Origin of the sequence: Ramlibacter henchirensis, from assembly GCF_004682015.1 — a bacterium.
Classification (GTDB): domain Bacteria; phylum Pseudomonadota; class Gammaproteobacteria; order Burkholderiales; family Burkholderiaceae_C; genus Ramlibacter; species Ramlibacter henchirensis.
The window spans coordinates 354,482-371,204 of sequence record NZ_SMLM01000004.1 but is presented as its reverse complement, the minus strand read 5'-3'; the positions used below and the strand labels follow the sequence as shown (position 1 = coordinate 371,204).

General features: G+C 69.1%; 16 protein-coding genes. 12 read left to right on the top strand and 4 right to left on the bottom strand.

The features are described from left to right. Positions 1-1,230: an aromatic ring-hydroxylating dioxygenase subunit alpha gene (locus EZ313_RS23040; protein WP_135265653.1), complete on the bottom strand. Its 1,230-nt coding sequence runs from the start codon at positions 1,228-1,230 to the stop codon at positions 1-3. Next, positions 1,230-2,207, bottom strand: a complete 978-nt coding sequence (locus EZ313_RS23035) for a Bug family tripartite tricarboxylate transporter substrate binding protein (protein ID WP_135265652.1) — start codon at positions 2,205-2,207, stop codon at positions 1,230-1,232. The genes EZ313_RS23040 and EZ313_RS23035 overlap by 1 nt, the downstream gene beginning before the upstream one ends. 104 nt (positions 2,208-2,311) lie before the next feature. On the opposite strand from EZ313_RS23035, the gene EZ313_RS23030 reads away from it, so the two are divergent. From EZ313_RS23030 to EZ313_RS23010, 5 genes are all read left to right on the top strand, one after another. Beyond that, on the top strand, positions 2,312-3,118 hold the full coding sequence (locus EZ313_RS23030) for an IclR family transcriptional regulator domain-containing protein (protein ID WP_135265651.1): 807 nt from the start codon (positions 2,312-2,314) through the stop codon (positions 3,116-3,118). 104 nt (positions 3,119-3,222) lie between these two features. Further along, a complete protein-coding gene (locus EZ313_RS23025) occupies positions 3,223-3,933 on the top strand; it encodes a hypothetical protein (RefSeq protein WP_135265650.1) in 711 nt (236 codons plus the stop codon). An 85-nt stretch (positions 3,934-4,018) separates the two neighbouring features. Then, positions 4,019-5,224 carry an aminotransferase-like domain-containing protein gene (locus EZ313_RS23020; protein WP_135265649.1) on the top strand — a complete coding sequence of 402 codons (1,206 nt, stop codon included), beginning with the start codon at positions 4,019-4,021 and terminating at the stop codon, positions 5,222-5,224. 20 nt (positions 5,225-5,244) lie between these two features. Continuing rightward, complete coding sequence (locus EZ313_RS23015; RefSeq protein ID WP_135265648.1) at positions 5,245-6,792, top strand: protein arginine N-methyltransferase; 1,548 nt, start codon at positions 5,245-5,247, stop codon at positions 6,790-6,792. Positions 6,793-6,840: 48 nt separating this feature from the next. Then, on the top strand, positions 6,841-7,818 hold the full coding sequence (locus tag EZ313_RS23010; protein ID WP_135265647.1) for a Bug family tripartite tricarboxylate transporter substrate binding protein: 978 nt from the start codon (positions 6,841-6,843) through the stop codon (positions 7,816-7,818). A 9-nt stretch (positions 7,819-7,827) separates the two neighbouring features. Here the strand turns inward: EZ313_RS23010 and EZ313_RS23005 are convergent, their stop codons facing one another. Both EZ313_RS23005 and EZ313_RS23000 read right to left on the bottom strand, forming a co-directional pair. Then, on the bottom strand, positions 7,828-8,184 hold the full coding sequence (locus tag EZ313_RS23005; RefSeq protein WP_135265646.1) for an antibiotic biosynthesis monooxygenase family protein: 357 nt from the start codon (positions 8,182-8,184) through the stop codon (positions 7,828-7,830). Beyond that, the gene (locus tag EZ313_RS23000; RefSeq protein WP_135265645.1) at positions 8,181-8,522 is read right to left on the bottom strand and encodes an NIPSNAP family protein; all 342 of its coding nucleotides are present in this window, start codon (positions 8,520-8,522) and stop codon (positions 8,181-8,183) included. Before EZ313_RS23000 ends, EZ313_RS23005 begins: the two co-directional genes overlap by 4 nt. Positions 8,523-8,628: 106 nt before the next feature. Here EZ313_RS23000 and EZ313_RS22995 point away from each other — a divergent pair, with 106 nt between their 5' ends. The 7 genes from EZ313_RS22995 (at position 8,629) to EZ313_RS22965 (ending at position 16,723) form a co-directional block, all read left to right on the top strand. Next, positions 8,629-9,366 (top strand): ArsR/SmtB family transcription factor, encoded by a 738-nt coding sequence (locus EZ313_RS22995; RefSeq protein ID WP_135265644.1) that lies wholly within the window; start codon positions 8,629-8,631, stop codon positions 9,364-9,366. Between the two features lie 162 nt (positions 9,367-9,528). Then, positions 9,529-10,965, top strand: coding sequence for an FAD-binding oxidoreductase (locus tag EZ313_RS22990; protein WP_135265643.1), 1,437 nt, complete (start codon positions 9,529-9,531; stop codon positions 10,963-10,965). A 21-nt stretch (positions 10,966-10,986) separates the two neighbouring features. Continuing rightward, on the top strand, positions 10,987-12,069 hold the full coding sequence (locus EZ313_RS22985; protein WP_135265642.1) for an ABC transporter substrate-binding protein: 1,083 nt from the start codon (positions 10,987-10,989) through the stop codon (positions 12,067-12,069). 26 nt (positions 12,070-12,095) lie between these two features. Beyond that, a complete protein-coding gene (locus EZ313_RS22980; protein ID WP_135265641.1) occupies positions 12,096-13,178 on the top strand; it encodes an ABC transporter ATP-binding protein in 1,083 nt (360 codons plus the stop codon). After that, positions 13,175-14,962: an ABC transporter permease subunit gene (locus EZ313_RS22975; RefSeq protein WP_135265640.1), complete on the top strand. Its 1,788-nt coding sequence runs from the start codon at positions 13,175-13,177 to the stop codon at positions 14,960-14,962. Before EZ313_RS22980 ends, EZ313_RS22975 begins: the two co-directional genes overlap by 4 nt. Positions 14,963-14,964: 2 nt before the next feature. Beyond that, positions 14,965-15,879, top strand: coding sequence for a 4-hydroxy-tetrahydrodipicolinate synthase (gene dapA, locus EZ313_RS22970; protein ID WP_135265688.1), 915 nt, complete (start codon positions 14,965-14,967; stop codon positions 15,877-15,879). Between the two features lie 4 nt (positions 15,880-15,883). Then, entirely contained in the window at positions 15,884-16,723 is an 840-nt protein-coding gene (locus EZ313_RS22965) for an IclR family transcriptional regulator (RefSeq protein WP_135265639.1), read from the top strand.

The following is a 16,723-nucleotide window of genomic DNA, read 5'->3' as shown; positions in this document are numbered from 1 at the left end:
TCACGCTCCCATGTGGTGGCGCCAGGCTTTCCAGAAGCCGCGCACGGAAGTTTCGGTGGCGCGGCCCTCGCTGGAGCCGGTGGCCTCGCCGCCCATTTCCACCACCGCCTCCAGTTCGCGCGCGCCGGCGATGCCGCGCTGCACGAAGCCGCCGACGGCGCCGTCTTCCATCGAGATGAAACCGGCCGGCCCCACCAGGTTCAACTGGTTCAGGCGCACCGTGCGCTGCTCGGGCGTGTCGTCGGCGTAGCCGATGTAGGTCCAGTTCAATTCCGACCGGCCTTCGCCCTTGGGCAGCACCTGGCGCACGGCCAGGCAGTTCTGGATCTGCTGCAGCACGAAGCCGGGGAACACGGAGAGGATCTGCAGCGTGACGCCGTCGTCGAACTCCTGGAAGCCGGCCAGCACGCTGGGGTCCTTGAGCCGGTACTGGGCATCGTCCGAGCGCAGGCCCTGCTCGCGGTAGGAAGAGTCGGCCGCGGCGGGATCGATCATGGAATAGCTCACGTGGTGGCCGCCGCTCTCGTCGACGATCACGCCGCCCTTCTGCGACAGGCGATTGAGCTCGAAGGTCGTGAAGAACAGGTGCAGCAGGCTGGCGTGGTAGCTGTCCTTGACGTTCTCGACGTACAGCTTCCAGTTGTTGGGCAGCGCCTGGGTGAAGCGGCCGATGACCTCCACCGGCTTGTGCAGCACGCGCTCGATGCGCTGGCAGATCTCGTCGCCGAGGTACTCCTCCAGCGGCGGCACGTCCTCGCTGAAGCTGCCGAACACCAGGCCGCAATAGCGCGCCACCATCAGCTTGCGCGGGCCGTGCTCCTCCTTGCAGAAGGAGGCGGGCATGCCGCCCTGGCCCTTGACGCCCTTCTCGAAGGCGACGCCGACCAGGTCGCCCTGGCGGTTGTAGCTCCAGGCGTGGTAGACGCACTGGAAGTTCTCCACCTTGCCGGACTTCTCCAGCGCCAGCAGCGCGCCGCGGTGCGCGCAGCGGTTCTCGAAGGCGTAGATCTCGCCGTCGTCGTCCTTGACCACCACCACCGGCGTCTCGCCGGCGAAGGTGGTGCGGAAGCTCCCGTCCTCGGGCAGCTCCGCCTCCAGGCAAAGGTAGTTCCAGGTGGCGCCGCGGAAGATGCGCTCCTGTTCCTGCTGCGCCAGCGCGGGTCCGCTGTAGACGCCGTAGGGGATCCGGGTGAAGCCCGGCCCCCGCCATTCGATCGTGCTTTCCTGCATCACTCCACCGTCACGTTCGCTGCCTTGATCACCTTGTTCCACTTCTCCGACTCGGAGCGGACGAAGCGGCCGGTTTCCTCGGGCGACCAGCCGCGCGGCTGCGCGCCCTGGTCGAGGAACTTCTGCCGGATATCCGGCAGCGCCAATGCGCCGGACACCGCCTTGTGCATGTAGGCCACCGCGTCCGCGGGCGTGCCCGGCGGCGCCACCATGGTGAAGAACGTGACCGCGTTCATCGCTGGCAGCTTCTGCTCGGCGAAGGTGGGCACGTTGGGCAGCGCCTGCGAGCGCTGCTGGTCGGCCACCGCCAGCACCTTGATCTTGCCGCCGGTGTGGAACTGGGCCGAGGAGCTGATGTTGTCGAAGAACACGTCGACGTTGCTGCCGACGAGATCGACCAATGCCGGCGCCGTGCCCTTGTAGGGAACATGGACCATCTCGGTCCCGGTGAGCTGCATGAACAGGCTGGCCGTCAGGTGCGAGGTGGAACCGTTGCCCTGCGACGCGTAACTCACCTTGCCCGGGTTGGCCTTCAGGTAGGCCAGGAACTCCTCGAAGTTCTTCGCGGGCACCTTGTTGCTGACGGCCAGCACGTTGGGCACCGTGGCCAGCACCGTCACCGGCACCCACTTCGTGGGGTCGAACTGCAGCGACTTGTACAGGTGGTGGTTGATCGCGATCGGCCCCGGCGGGGAGACCAGGTAGGTGGTGCCGTCCGGCTCGGCGCGTGCGACCTCCGCCGCGCCGATGTTGCCGCCGGCGCCGGACTTGTTCTCCACGACGATGCCGTTCGGGAACTGGCTGCGGATCTTCTCGGTGATCAGCCGCGGCAGCACGTCGGCCGTGCCGCCGGCGGGGAAGGGCACGATCAGCCGTACCGACCTGGCGGGCTGCGCGAAGGCCGGCAGCCCGAGCGGGGCGAGGGCGCCGCCCGCGGTGAGCGCGAGTGCCTGCCGGCGCGTGAAGCGTTGGGTCATGGGCGATGTCTCCTGTTGGGCCGCTCGTTCCGCGGGTGCGGCCAGTGTCCGCCTGCGTACCAGGGCGCGGCAAGCGGAAATTGCGCGATGCGCAAAATACGCGGATGCGCAAAACCGCTGCGATCACGACTCGGCAGCTCACGCCCGCCGCCGGTGACAAGAGCTTCGTCACGGCGCTGCAGAAGGGCCTGGATGTGCTGACCTGCTTCAACCGCGAGGCGTCGCGGCTCACCTTGTCCGAAGTGGCCCGGCTCGCCGGCAGCACCCCGGCATCGGCCCGCCGCTCGCTGCACACCTTGCATGCGCTCGGTTACCTGGACAGCGACGGCAAGCGGTTCTGGGCCGCGCCCCGCGCACTTCTGGTCGCGCACTCGTACCTGGCGTCGCGGCCCATTCCGCAACTGGCCCAGCCGCTGCTCGATGCGCTGGCCGAGCGCACGCGGCAGTCGGCGACGTTCGGCACGCTGCTGGGCGACGACGCGCTGATCGTGGCGCGCTCGACCGCCCGGCGCAGCCTCTCCACGGGCCTCGCCATCGGCTCGCGCCTGCCGGGCTACTGCTCGGCGCTCGGCCGTGCGCTGCTGGCCAGCCTGCCCGCCGAGGAGGCGCGGCGCCGCATCGAGCTGATGCCGAAGGCGCCGCTCACCGAGCGAACCATCTGGCGCTCGCGCGAGGTGCTCGCGCTGATCGATCGCGGTCGCGAAGAAGGATGGACCCAGAGCGACGGCGAACTGGAGATCGGCGTGCGCTCCATCGCCGTCCCGGCGTTCGACCGCGAGGGCCGCGCCGTCGGCGCGATCAGCATGGCCGTGCGCGCCGAACGCATGTCGATGGCGGAGTTCCGCGAGGAGATGCTGCCCGTGCTGCGCAAGGCGCGCGACTCGCTGGCGCAGCGGTTGCCCAGGGAGTAGGCCGACGGTAGTCCCCTGCCTACACCGGCTGGCTCCGCCGGCCACTCCCCATGCGCCGCGGCCGGGTCTATCAAGAAGGCAGTACAGCGACAAAGGAGTACCTCATGCACACCGCCATCTGCTCGTTCGAGCACCGCGACGTCGCCGAGCGCGCCCGCGACCGGCTGCTGCAGTCCGGCTTCGACCGCCGCGACGTGCACCTCCAGCACCGCGGCCCGACCGATTCCGACTCCATGGGCGAGGACCCGCGGGCCTGGGAAGGCACGGACCGGGAGATCGCCGCCAGCCGCGACATGGTCGACAAGGTCGCCGGCTTCTTCGTCCGCATGTTCGGCGGCGAACGCGATCGCGGGGACCACGAGGTCTACGCGAACGCCGTGGACCGCGGCTGCACCGTGCTCGTGGTCGACACCGAGGACGAAGCCGAGGCCGCGAGAGCACGCGCCTTGCTGCACGACCTGCAGGCGGCCGACCTGAACGTCTACCACCGCCCCGGGCAGCAGCCCGTGCGCGAGATCGTCGACCGGCCGCTGCCCGGCAGCAGCGGCGGCGTGCAGGGGAGTTACTCGGACCGCAGCAGCGCCTTCGATCCTGCGCCCGAGCGGACAGCGGAGGCGGCCCGCGAACGCGCCGTGGCCTCCAGTGCGTCCGTCGACAAGGCCCAGGCGCCTTCCGCCGGCCGTGACTGGACCGAGAGCCCCGGGGCCGAAGCGGATCGCGAACGCGCAAAGGCGGACAGCCGGCGGGCGGAGGACGACGCAGTGGGGCTGCGGTACGCGGACAAGGGGTACGCGGACAAGGACAAGCCGGAATAGAAGCGGTTCCGCGCGTCGAGTGCACGCGCCGCGGCCGGGAAGCGGATGACGCCACAATAGGCGGCAAACGACTCCCTGCCGACCCATGCCCCTCCCATTCGCATCCCGCCTCGACAACGTCGAAACCTCGGCCATCCGCGAGCTGTTCAAGCTGCTGGGCAAGCCGGGCATCATCTCCTTCGCCGGCGGGTTTCCGGACAGCGCGATGTTCGACGTCGACGGGCTGCGCGAGGCCAGCCAGAAGGCGCTGGCCGAAGAACCGGGTGGTGCGCTGCAGTACGGCGCGACCGAAGGGTACGAGCCGCTGCGCGCGCAGCTCGCCGCCTTCGAGAAGGGCAAGGGCGTGCAGGGCCTGGAGCCGCAGCAGCTGATCGTCACCACCGGCAGCCAGCAGGCGCTGGACCTGGTGGGCAAGACGCTGGTCGGGCCCGGTGACAAGGTCATCGTCGAAGGCCCGACCTTCCTGGCCACGATCCAGTGCTTCCGCCTCTATGGCGCCGACCTGGTGTCCGCGCCGATCGACTCGCAAGGCGTGCAGGTGGACCGGCTCGAAGCGCTGATCCGCGAGCACAAGCCCAAGTTCGTCTACCTGATCCCCACCTTCGGCAACCCGAGCGGCGCGCTGCTCTCGCTGGAGCGGCGGCGCAAGGTGCTGGAGCTGGCGGTGAAGTACCAGACGCTGGTCGTGGAAGACGATCCCTACGGCGATCTCTACTTCACTGCGCAGCCGCCGCCGCCTTCGCTGCTGGCCCTGAGCCACGAGGTGCCGGGCTCGCGCGAGTGGCTGGCGCACTGCGGCAGCATGAGCAAGGTGCTCTCGCCGGGCCTGCGCGTCGGCTGGCTCGTCGCGCCGGCCGAGCTGCTGGCCAAGGCCACGATGTGCAAGCAGTTCAGCGACGCGCACACCAGCACCTTCGCGCAGGCGACCGCGGCGCAATACCTCAAGAGCGGGCGCATGCCCGACACGTTGAAGCGCGTACGGCGCGTGTATGCCGAGCGTGCGCAGGCGATGGGCGATTCGCTCAAGCGCGAACTCGGCGACGCCATCGAGTTCACGCAGCCCCAGGGCGGCCTGTTCTTCTGGGCGCGGCTGACCGGCGCGGGCGGGAAGATCAGCGATGCGGGCGAGTTCGCGAAACGCGCGATCGAGAAGGGCGTGGCCTTCGTTCCCGGCGCGCCGTTCTTCGCGAAGGAACCGGATCGCGCGGCCCTGCGGCTGTCGTTCGCGACGGCCGACGTGGAAAAGATCCGCGAAGGTGTCGCACGCCTGGGCACCGCGCTGGCTTCCTGATCCGCGGGCGCATCGGTCCCATGAATTCGACACTCGACCGGGTGAAGCAAGGCTTCCGCGAAGGCCGGCATGCGCAGGCCATCGCCGAGTGCGAGGCCTTGTGCCGGCAAGAGCCGTCCAACCTCGCGGCGCGCAGGCTGTGCGCCAAGATGCACGCCCTCACCGGCAACTACACGCGCGCGCTGGAGCTCTTTCGTGCGCTGCGCAATCCGGACAGGGAAGACGGCGAGATCCTCTTCAACATCGGCGCTTGCGAGAAGGAACTGAAGCGCTTCGATGAAGCCGCGGCCACGTTCGCGACCTACACGGACAAGTTCCCGAACGATGCCGGCGGCTGGGCCAACCTCGCGGACTGCAAGTTCCAGCTGAACGAGTTCGACGAAGGGCTGCGCCTGGCCCGCAAGGCCATCGGCGCAGATCCTTCGCTGGCGCCGGAACTCGCCCGCTCGCGGGTGCAGCGCGGCGATTCGTTGCAAGGCGAGGGGCGGCTGCTGGAGGCTGCAGCCGACTACAAGGCCGCGCTGGCGATCGCGCCCGGTGACGCGGCGACGCTGAAGAAGGCGACGACCTGCCTGCTCGAATCGAACCGCGGGCCCGAGGCCATCGAGCTGTGTCGCGATGTCTTGCGCGCGGACCCGGACAGCCTCACCGCGAAGCTAGGGGCCGAGTGGCTCCTGAGCCAGATGGTTCCGATCTGGCACGTGCCCATGATGAACGAGCAGGAGCGCAACGGGGCGTTCCACGCCGCGCTGCAATCGGCCGTCTCGTCCCAGGACACGGTGCTGGAGATCGGCACGGGCTCGGGTCTGCTGGCGATGATGGCCGCGAGGCTCGGCGCGAAGAAGGTGTTCACCTGCGAGGCCGTGCCGCTGGTGGCCGACACCGCCACCAGGATCGTGGAGCGCAACGGCTACGCGGACCGGGTCACGGTCTTGGCCAAGCCTTCGCAGGCCGTGCAGCTCGGGCAGGACCTGCCGGGCAAGGCCGACGTCCTGGTGCACGAGATCTTCTCGAGCGAACTGCTCGGCGAGAACGTGCTCTCCGCGATCGAAGATGCCAAGGTCCGCCTGCTCAAGCCCGGCGGAAAGATCCTGCCGGCGGCGGCCAGCATCATGGTTGCGCTGGTGACCGGTGAAGACCTCGCGAAAAACCTTCACGTCGCCGAATCCTTCGGCTTCGACTTGAGCCAGTTCAACGCGATCCAGCCGAGGAAGCGGCCGCTCTATCGCGAGGATCTCGCGCCAGCCCTCATGAGCGAGCCGGTCGAAGCCTTCCGCTTCGATTTCCTGAAGCAGACGAGCTTTCCCGCCGAGAAGAAGCGCATCCAGGTGGCCGTGACGCAAGCCGGCGTGTGCCACGGACTCATCCAGTGGATCCGGCTCGACTTCGGCAACGGCATCGTCTACGAGAACCATCCCTCCGCGCGCAAGCCGGTGTCCAACTGGCAGCACACGATCTACGCGTTCGAAGCGCCCGTGCGCCTGGAGGCGGGCTCGCGGATTGCGATCAATGCGTGGCACGACCGCTCTCGGCCGTGGTTCGAACGGGCCGCCGAACCGGCTCGCTGACCGATGCGGCGGGCAGGCCAGGAATCACCCATGACGAAGGAGACAAGCATGACCACCACCCGACGCAAGCTGCTGGCCTGGGCCGGCGCTCTGGCCACCGGGCTCTCTTGCAGCCTGGCCGCGGCCCAAACCTTTCCGGCCAAACCGATCACGATCGTGGTGCCCAACCCGCCCGGCGGGCTGGTGGACGGCTCGGCCCGGTTGCTGGGTGATCCGCTCTCGCGCGTGCTCGGCCAGCCGGTGGTGATCGACAACCGCGGCGGCGCCAGCGGCAACGTGGCTTACGGCAATGTGGCGCGCGCCGCACCCGACGGCTATACGCTGCTGGCCTCGTACTCGGCGTACCACGTGGGCAACCCATCGCTCTTCCCCAAGATGCCGTGGTCGCAGAAGGACCTGGCGCCGGTGGCCCTGATCACGGCGGCCACCAACGCGATCGCGGTCCATCCCTCCGTGCCGGCCAACAACCTGCAGGAGTTCATCGCGTACCTGAAGAAGAACCCCGGGCGATTGAGCTATGCGTCGCAGGGCAACGGCTCGCTGTCGCACGTGGGCACCGAGATGTTCAAGATGCAGACCGGCACCAGCATGGTCCACATCCCGTACCGCGGCTCCGGACCCGCGATCCAGGACGTGCTCTCGGGCCAGGTGCAGGTGTTCATGACCACGCCGCCCTCGGTGATGGGTCACATCCAGGCCGGCAAGTTGAAGGGCTTGGCGGTGACCAGCAAGGCGCGCCATCCGGGCCTGCCGCAGGTGCCCACCACCACCGAAGCCGGCCTCAAGGGCTTCGAACTGGAAGCGTGGGTGGCCATCTTCGCGCCGGCGGGCACGCCGCCGGACGTGGTCAACAGGCTGACCACCGCGATCAAGCAGTCGCTCGAGCAGCCCGAGACGCGCACGCGCGCCACGACCGCGGGCATCGAACTGCGCTACCTGCCGCCTTCGGAACTCGCGGCGCTGGTGGACCGCGAGACGGCGTTCTGGGCCAAGACGATCCAGACCGCGAAGATCACGGCCGAATAGCGGACGGGCTCACACGTCACGGCGTTCGTGCCGCGACCGCGAATCGGCCGGCGCCTGTTCGCGGTCTTCCATGCCGTACCGCCGCACCACTTGCGCGACGCTCAGCCGGTAGTCGGCGAAAGCCTGTTCGCGGCCGAACTGCTGCACCAGCCGGTGCGCCTCCAGGTTGCGCCAGCGGGCCACGGCTTCCTCGTCGCGCCAGAAGCTCAGGGACAGCAGCTTGCGCGGATCGGCCAGGCTCTGGAACCGCTCGATCGAGATGAAGCCGTCCACCTGCTCCAGCAGCGGCCGCAGCCCGGCGGCGGCGTCCAGGTAGTCCTGCTGCCGTCCATCCCGCGGCAGCACCTCGAAGATCACCGCGATCATGAGGCGCTCCCGGCCGGCCGCTGGTCCAGCGTCTGCGGCACCGCTTCGCAGAAGCTGCGCTCCTCGCGCAGGATGAAGCGCTGTGCCTGCGCCCGCGCGAAGTTCTCGCGGCCTTCTGGGTCGGCGCGCAGGCGCGCCCGGTAGGCCTCGTACGCGGCCAGGCTGTCGAAGCCGATCAGGCCCCAGGCGATGTCGTTCGTGCCCTCGTGCGGCAGGAAGTAGCCCAGCAGGTGCCCGCCGCAGCGCGGGATGATCCGGCCCCACGCCTGCGCGTAGGCGCGGAAGGCCTCGCGCTGGAAGGGGTCGACCTGGTAGCGGATGAAGCAGGTGATCTGCATTCGGGGTCTCCGTTTTGTTCGCGAACCGCCATCGTGCCCGGTCTGTGCGCCCGACACTTCGCCGCGGAACGAATCATCGCGGCCGCGGCCGGTGCACACTGGCCGCATGAACACCAACCAGCTCGCCCGCATCGCCGCCCTGGTGGGCGAGCCGGCCCGCGCGGGCATGCTGCTGGCGCTGATGGACGGGCGTTCGCTCACCGCGCACGAGCTCGCCACCGCCGCGCGAATCACGCCGGCCACGGCCAGCCGGCACCTGGGGCTGATGGTGGAAGGCGGGCTGCTGCGCGTCAACCGCCAGGGCCGCCACCGCTACCACCAGCTGGCTTCTGCGGAAGTCGCGCGCGTGCTGGAAGGCTTGATGCAACTGGCCGTCGCGCAGCAATCGGCGGTGGCTCCGCTGGTGGGGCCGCGCGATGCTGCGCTGCGCTTCGCGCGCACCTGCTACGACCACCTCGCGGGCCGCCTGGCCGTTGCGATCGCCGACCGTCTGGTGGAAGAGCGCGCCGTGCTGCTGGAAGGCGAGACCGCGGTGGTGACCGATCGGGCCGCGGCGGCGCTCGCCAGCCTGGGCTTGCAAGACGTCGCCCTTCGCGAGCAGGGATCGGCAAAGCGCCCGCCCTGCCGGCCGTGCCTGGACTGGGGCGAGCGGCGCATGCATCTGGCCGGCCGCCTCGGCGCGATGCTGTGCGCGCATTGCCTGCAACAAGGCTGGCTGTTGCAGCAGCCCAGGTCGCGCGCTCTCGGCTTGTCGCCGCGCGGAGCGACGGCCTTGCGCGACTGGTTCGGCGCGCAGCGTTGGCAGGAGTTGAGCGAGCCTGCCTCGTTGGCGGCGACGCGCTGACGTCCGCGCTTTGCGCGTCGCGCTGCGCGACCAGCGCAAAAAGCCGCACAGAAGAGTCTCGCGAACCGATTGCAATGCAATTAGTGAAGCTCGATACGCGGTTACTTGAATTCTCATCCCGATTGGCGCACCATCCGCCCTTCGCAAGCCGAAGGCCGCCTGATGTCCCTCGTTTCACAGCTGCAGTCCCTGCTGGGCCAGGATGCCGTGCTCACTGCGGAGCCCGATGTCGCCGCTTATGTGGAGGACTGGCGCGGTCGCTACCGGGGCCGCGCCGCTTGCGTGGTGCTGCCGTCCAGCACTGCCCAGGTCTCGGCCGTGATGAAGGCGTGCCACGAGGCCCGGGTGCCGGTCGTGCCCCAGGGCGGCAACACCAGCCTGTGCGAAGGGGCGGTGCCGCGCAATGACGCGGAGCCCGCCGTCGTGGTCAGCCTCGCGCGGATGCGCCGCATCCGCACCATCGACGAGGCCAACAATTCGATGGTGGTCGACGCGGGCTGCGTCCTCGCGGCCATCCAGCAGGCGGCGGCGGAGCGGGGGCGGCTCTACCCGGTGAGCCTGGGGGCCGAGGGCTCCTGCCAGATCGGCGGCAACATCGCGACCAACGCCGGCGGCACCGGCGTCCTGCGCTACGGCAACACGCGCGACAACGTCCTCGGCCTCGAAGTCGTGCTGCCCGACGGCCGCGTCTGGGACGGCCTGTACGCCCTTCGCAAGAACAACACCGGCTTGGACCTCAAGCACCTGTTCATCGGCTCCGAAGGCACGCTGGGCGTGATCACCGGCGCCACGCTGAAGCTGCACCCGCTGCCGACTGCGCACGCCGTGGCTTGGATCGCGGTGGCCTCGCCGCAGGCGGCGCTGGACGTCCTGGGCCTGTTCCAGCAGCGCTGCGGTGGCGTGCTGTCGGCCTACGAGATGATCAACGACGTGCAGCTGAAGATCGTGGTCGACCACGTGCCCGGCCGGCGCGCGCCGCTGCCGGTGTCGCACGCCTGGCACGTTTTGGTCGAGCTGGCCGACACCGGTGGCGAAGATGTCCTGCACGAAGCGCTCCAGCAGGTGCTGGAGCAGGGCTCCGAGGCCGGCCTGGTGCACGACGCGGTGGTCGCCACCAGCGGCGCCCAGCGCGCGGCGTTCTGGGAAGTGCGGCACAGCGTCTCGGAAGGCAACAAGAAGGCCGGAATGGGCATCAATACCGACTGCGCCGTGCCCGTCTCGGCCGTGCCCGCGTTCATCGAACGCGCCACGCAGGCGGCCCATGCCGTCGTGCCGGGCGCGCCGATCATCATCGTGGCCCACCTCGGCGACGGCAACGTCCACTTCATCCCGCAGGCCAGCTTCGAGCAATGGCGCTCCTGGCCCGACGCCGACGCGGTGGCGCACCAGGTCAAGCACGCCGTCAACGAAGTCGCGCACTCGCTGGGCGGCACCTTCAGTGCCGAGCACGGCGTCGGCCAGGTGCTCACGCAGGAGATGGCGCTGTTCAAGCCCGCGGTCGAGATCGACCTGATGCGCGGCATCAAGGCGCTGCTCGATCCCCAACAGCTTCTCAACCCCGGCCGCCTGCTACCGGCCGCGTCCAACCCGCCGCGCTAAGCGGTCCACCAGGAGACCTTCATGAACCAGACCCTCCACAACCCTTCTCGGCGGCGAGCCCTCCAGGCGGCAGCAGTCGGCATCGGGGCGCTCGGCGCGCCCGCGGTGCTGCAGTACGCACGGGCGCAGTCCAAGCGCATCGTGGTGCGCGACGACGGCGGCATCTACACCAAGGCGTACGGCGCCGTGTACTACAAGCCGTTCACCGAGAAGACGGGCATCGAGGTCGTGGGCGTGCAGGCCAACGCGGAGCCGGTGGCGCAGATCCGCAGCATGGTGGAGACGAAGAACTACACCTGGGACATGGCCAAGATCAGCCAGCCCGCCATCCTGCTGCTGACGCAAGGCGGCAAGGTCTACCTGGAGAAGCACGGCCTCGAGGAGGACCCGGCGGTCAAGACGATCCCGGCGCACTTCATGTCGCCGTACGGCGTCGGCACCAACGTGTACAGCACCGTGCTGGCCTACCGCACCGATGCCTTCAAGGGCCGCAAGGCGCCCAACTCCTGGGCCGACTTCTGGAACGTGAAGGACTTCCCCGGCCGCCGCGCGCTGCGCAAGCACCCGTTCGACACGCTGGAGGAGGCCTCGATGGCCTCGGGTGTGCCCACCTCGCAGCTGTACCCGCTGAACCTGGACAAGGCATTCGCGTCGCTCGACCAGATCAAGCCCAAGGTCGATGTGTGGTGGAACTCCGGCGCGCAGTGCGAGCAGATGCTCAAGTCCGGCGAAGTGGACATGATCGCCACCTGGGTCTCGCGTCCGCAAGCCGCGATGGCCGACGGCGCGCCGGTGGCCATCGCATGGGGCCAGAACCTCTGGGGCGTGGACAACTGGTCGATCCTGGCCGGCACGCCGAACGCGAACGCCTGCCGCGAGTTCATCAAGTTCGCTTCCGATCCCAAGCGCATGGCTTCGCTGACGGAGTACTTCCCCGCAGGCGTGACGCAGCCCGAAGCCTTCAAGCACATCAAGGCCGACATCGCGAAGAACTGCCCGACCCACCCGGACAACATCAAGAGCGGCGTGCAGATCGATGCGAAGTACTGGCTCGAGAACCAGGCCGCCGTCACCGAGAAGTTCAACGCCTGGGTCCTGAAGTGACCTGAAGGGGAGGAGAGGAACCCGCCATGCCGACACCCAAGCTCGCGATCACCGGCCTGACCAAGCGCTACGGCTCCTTCGCGGCGCTGGCGCCCACCGATCTGCAGGTGGCGCAGGGCGAGTTCCTCACGCTGCTCGGGCCTTCGGGCTCGGGCAAGACCACCTTGCTGAGCCTGATCGCCGGGCTGTCCGTGCCCGATGGCGGGCAGCTCCTGATCAACGGCCAGGACGTCACGTACGGCGCGCCGTACGAGCGCGACATCGGCATGGTGTTCCAGAACTACGCGCTGTTCCCGCACATGACGATCGCGGAGAACATCGCCTTTCCGCTGAAGATGCGCAAGGTGGACGGCGCCACGGCGGCGAAGCGCGCCGCGCAGGCGCTGGAGCTGGTGCGGCTGCCGCATGTCGCCACGCGCTTCCCGCGCGAGCTCTCCGGCGGCCAGCAGCAGCGCATCGCGCTGGCCCGCTGCCTGGTGTACCAGCCGTCCATCGTGCTGATGGACGAGCCGCTCGGCGCGCTGGACAAGAAGCTGCGCGACCAGATGCAGCTGGAGATCAAGCGCATCCACCGCGAGACGGGCACCACGGTCGTCTACGTCACGCACGACCAGGAAGAGGCGATGACGATGTCCGACCGCATCTGCCTGATGAACGCCGGGCGCATCGAGCAGCTCGGCACGCCGTCCGACCTGTACTTCCGTCCGCGCACGCTGTTCGTGGCGGACTTCCTCGGCGAGTCCAACCTGTTCGCCGGCACGGTGACCGGTGTCTCGGGCATGGATGTGGAGGTTGCCCTGGCCGACGGCGGCACCCGCGCGAAGGCCGTCGCGCACGGACCGATCGCGCCGGGCGCCAAGGTGCGCGTGATGGTGCGTCCGCAGAACGTGACGGTGGGCAATGGCGAAGGCGTGCTGCGCGGCACCGTGCTGGACAGCATGATCACCGGCAGCCTGACCAAGCTCTATGTCACGGCGCCGGCGGCCGGCGACGAGCCGGTGGTGCTGTCCTATCCAACGTCGGCCGCGGCCTCGCGCCACGCCATCGGCAGCCAGGTGCACCTGGGCTGGGCCGGGGGCGACGCCGTCGCGGTTCCGGAGCAGGCATGACGTCGATCGCCGCTCCAGCGCCGGCGGTCCCGGCCGCGCGCCGCCGGCCCGAGTGGGTGCGACCGATGCTGCTGGCGGCGCCGCTGGTGCTGGTGTTCGTCGTGCTGCTGGTCTACCCGGTCGGCCAGCTCCTGCTGCTGAGCATCTACAGCGACGGCGCATTCACGCTGGCCAAGTACCGGCAGCTGTTCGCGTCCTCGGTGTACGTCAACGTGATGCTGATCACGTTGAAGATCTCGCTGTGGACCACGCTGCTGTCCGTGGTGGCCGGCTATCCGGTCGCCTACCTGATCTCCTCGCTGGAGAAGGACCGCAAGGCCGGCTGGGTGTTCTGGGTGCTGCTGTCGTTCTGGACCAGCTTCCTGGTGCGCGCATTCGCCTGGATCGTGATGCTGGGCCGCAATGGCGTCGTCAACCAGCTGCTGACCGCCACGGGGCTGCAGGAGACGCCGTCCAACCTGCTGTACAGCATGGGCGCCGTGCTGGTCGGCATGGTGCATGCGCTGATGCCGCTGGCCGTGCTCACGATGCTCTCCGTGATGGAGAACATCGACCGCAACCTGCCTCGTGCGGCGCTGACGCTGGGCGCCCGGCCGGGCACCGCGTTCTGGCGCATCTACTTCCCGCTCTCCATGCCCGGCGTCGCCGCCGGCGCGATCATGGTCTTCGTGACGGCGGTCGGCTTCTTCATCGTGCCGGCGCTGCTGGGCGGCCGGCGCGAGACCATGATCACGCAGCTGATCATCGAGCAGGTGCTGCAGACCATGAACTGGGGCTTCGCGGGAGCGATCTCGGTGCTGCTGCTGGTGGTCACGCTCGCGGTGTTCGTGCTGTATGACCGGCTGCTCGGGCTGTCGTCGATGACCGGCGAATCGGTCCAGAAGACCACCACCCGGCGCGGGCCGCTGCACCACGTGGGCGATGCGGTGCTCGGTGGGTTGGGATCGGTGAGCGACTGGCTCATCGCGCTGATGCCGCGCAGGCGGCGCGAAGTCCAGCCGGGTCGCTCCTTCCCGCTGCGCACGGTGGCCGTGCTGGTGCTGTTCTTCCTCAGCGTGCCGGCGCTGCTGATGATCCCGCTGTCGTTCGCCGGCAAGTCGGGCCTGAACTGGCCGCCCACCGGATTCACGCTGGCGCACTACAAGGACCTGATCGCTTCGCCCCTGTGGATGCAGGCGGCGCTGCGCTCGCTGATCGTGGGCCTGGGCGCGGCCACGGCGGCCATGCTGATCGGCACGCCCGCGGCCTTCCTGCTGGTGCGCTCGCGCATGCGCGGCAAGTCGCTGCTGCTGGCCTTCGTGCTGTCGCCCATCATCATCCCGCGCATGATCATCGCAGTGGGCATGTTCTATTTCTTCGCCCGCGTCGGCCTGGTCGGCACCTCGGTGGGCCTGATGATCGGCCACACCGTCATCGCCGTGCCTTACGTCGTGATGACCATGATGGCCGTGCTGCGCAACTACGACACGAGGCTGGACCTCGCCGCCCAGAGCCTGGGCGCGACGCCCTGGCAGACGCTGCGCCACGTGACCTTCCCGATCCTGGCAGCGGGCCTGTTCTCGTCCTTCCTGTTCGCCTTCGCCACGTCTTTCGACGAGCTCACGATCTCGCTGTTCGCCTCGGGCGGGCTCAGCGCCACCTTGCCCAAGCAGTTCTGGGACGAGGTGACGCTGCAGATCTCGCCGGTGATCGCTGCCGTCTCCACCTGCCTCTTCGCCTTCGTCGGCGCCCTGATCGCGCTGGCCGAGTGGCTGCGGCGCCGGGCCGCCCGCCAGACCCCATGACCATGACCCAAAGACTCACCGCCGCCCGCCTGCGCGGCATCTTCCCCGCCATCCCCACGCCGGTGACGGCGGAAGACCGCATCGACGAGGCCGCCACGCGCCAGCTGATGGCCTACCTGCTCGAGCAGGGCATCGACGGCGTCGTGCCGCTGGGCGGCACCGGAGAATACGGCGCACTGCCTCGTGAGGAGAGGGTGCGGATGGCCGGCGTCTGCGCCGAAGCCGCGGGCGGGCGCATCCCGGTGGTGGCGGGCATCCTCGATCCCGGCTTCCACGACGCGCTGTCCGCCGGCAAAGCCTTCGCCGCCGCGGGCGTCGACGCGCTGATGGTGCTCACGCCCTACTACACGACGCCGACGCAGCGCGGCATCCGCGACTACTTCCTGCGCTATGCCGACGCCTCGCCGGTGCCGGTGATGATCTACGAGATCCCGTACCGCACGCGCATCGCGATCGCGCCAGAGGTGCTGCACGAGCTCTCGCGGCATGACAACATCATCGGCATGAAGGCCTGCAACACGGACATGTACCACTTCCTCAAGGTAGTGGCCGGCGTGGACGAGAGCTTCAGCGTCTTCAGCGGCGAGGACACGCTGTTCCCGCTGCACATGGCGGGCGGCGCGAAGGGCGGCATCGTCGTCACCGCCAGCGTGCTGCCGCGCACCTGGCGCAAGCTTTACGAGCTGGGAAAGTCCGGGCGCACCGCTGACGCGATGGCGATGCACCGCAAGCTGATCCCGCTGCTGGACATGGCGTTCGCGGAGACCAACCCCGGCCCGCTGAAGTCGGTGCTGGACCTGGTGGGCGTGAGCGCGCCGCGCGTGCTCGATCCGCTGCTGGCCCCGGCCTCCGAGCTGCAGCAGCGCCTGCGCTCCGAGCTGGGCGCCTGCCTGCGCGCCGAGGCGCAGCTCGCCTGAGCTCATGGCCAGCGCACGCCTTTCGCCCAGCAAGACGCCGCCCGCCGCCGGCCCGCGCAAGGCGACGCGGGCGGAACGCTCGTCACTCTTCGTCGGCTCGGTGGAGAAGGCCTTCCAGGTGCTGGAAGCCTTCAAGGGCACGCAGCGCATGATGACGATGGCGGAGATCGCCCGCGCGGCCGGGCTCGACCGCAGCGCCACTCAGCGGCTGGTGCACACCATGGAGCAGCTGGGGTACCTGCGCCGGCCGCCCGATTCGCCGCTGTACGGCCTGGCTTCCAAGGTGCTGCGCCTGTCGTACAACTACCTGCGCTCGCGCGACCTGATCGAGCGGGCGTCGCCCTACCTGCTGGAGATCAGCCGCACGCTGGGCGAGACGTCCAACCTGCAGGAGCTGGATGGGCACGAGATCGTTTTCCTGGCGCGCTTTCCGGGCAAGCACCTGGTCAACGTCGACTTTGCCGTGGGGTATCGCCTGCCCGCGGCGTTCACGGCATCGGGCCGCGCGATGTTGTCCCGGCTGGATGAAGCGCAGCGCAAGGAGCTCCTGCTGGCCACGCCGCGGGAACCAATCACGCCGTTCACGGAAACGGACCCGAAGCTGCTGCTGGAGCGGATCGACGAGGCCGCGAAGCAGGGCTACTCGGCGGTGATGAACCAGACGATGGTGGGGGACATCTCCGTGGCGGCGGCGATCACCGACCACCACGGCGTGCCGATCGGCGCCATCAACATCTCGGTGCCGACGACCCGCTGGACCCTGGACAAGGCGGCGGAGCAGCTCGCCCCGCATGTGCAGCTGGCGGCCACCTCGATCTCGCAGACCAAGATCGCGCAGCCCTGA

Excerpts from the sequence above, each read along its gene's own strand:
- EZ313_RS23015 (WP_135265648.1), top strand. The coding sequence starts at position 5,245 with ATGAATTCGACACTCGACCGGGTGAAGCAAGGCTTCCGCGAAGGCCGG.
- EZ313_RS22965 (WP_135265639.1), top strand. The coding sequence starts at position 15,884 with ATGGCCAGCGCACGCCTTTCGCCCAGCAAGACGCCGCCCGCCGCCGGC.
- EZ313_RS22990 (WP_135265643.1), top strand. The coding sequence starts at position 9,529 with ATGTCCCTCGTTTCACAGCTGCAGTCCCTGCTGGGCCAGGATGCCGTG.
- EZ313_RS23005 (WP_135265646.1), bottom strand. The coding sequence starts at position 8,184 with ATGATCGCGGTGATCTTCGAGGTGCTGCCGCGGGATGGACGGCAGCAG.
- EZ313_RS22985 (WP_135265642.1), top strand. The coding sequence starts at position 10,987 with ATGAACCAGACCCTCCACAACCCTTCTCGGCGGCGAGCCCTCCAGGCG.
- EZ313_RS22980 (WP_135265641.1), top strand. The coding sequence starts at position 12,096 with ATGCCGACACCCAAGCTCGCGATCACCGGCCTGACCAAGCGCTACGGC.
- EZ313_RS23025 (WP_135265650.1), top strand. The coding sequence starts at position 3,223 with ATGCACACCGCCATCTGCTCGTTCGAGCACCGCGACGTCGCCGAGCGC.
- EZ313_RS22995 (WP_135265644.1), top strand. The coding sequence starts at position 8,629 with ATGAACACCAACCAGCTCGCCCGCATCGCCGCCCTGGTGGGCGAGCCG.
- EZ313_RS23030 (WP_135265651.1), top strand. The coding sequence starts at position 2,312 with ATGCGCAAAACCGCTGCGATCACGACTCGGCAGCTCACGCCCGCCGCC.
- EZ313_RS23000 (WP_135265645.1), bottom strand. The coding sequence starts at position 8,522 with ATGCAGATCACCTGCTTCATCCGCTACCAGGTCGACCCCTTCCAGCGC.
- EZ313_RS23035 (WP_135265652.1), bottom strand. The coding sequence starts at position 2,207 with ATGACCCAACGCTTCACGCGCCGGCAGGCACTCGCGCTCACCGCGGGC.
- EZ313_RS23040 (WP_135265653.1), bottom strand. The coding sequence starts at position 1,230 with ATGCAGGAAAGCACGATCGAATGGCGGGGGCCGGGCTTCACCCGGATC.
- EZ313_RS23020 (WP_135265649.1), top strand. The coding sequence starts at position 4,019 with ATGCCCCTCCCATTCGCATCCCGCCTCGACAACGTCGAAACCTCGGCC.
- dapA (WP_135265688.1), top strand. The coding sequence starts at position 14,965 with ATGACCCAAAGACTCACCGCCGCCCGCCTGCGCGGCATCTTCCCCGCC.
- EZ313_RS22975 (WP_135265640.1), top strand. The coding sequence starts at position 13,175 with ATGACGTCGATCGCCGCTCCAGCGCCGGCGGTCCCGGCCGCGCGCCGC.
- EZ313_RS23010 (WP_135265647.1), top strand. The coding sequence starts at position 6,841 with ATGACCACCACCCGACGCAAGCTGCTGGCCTGGGCCGGCGCTCTGGCC.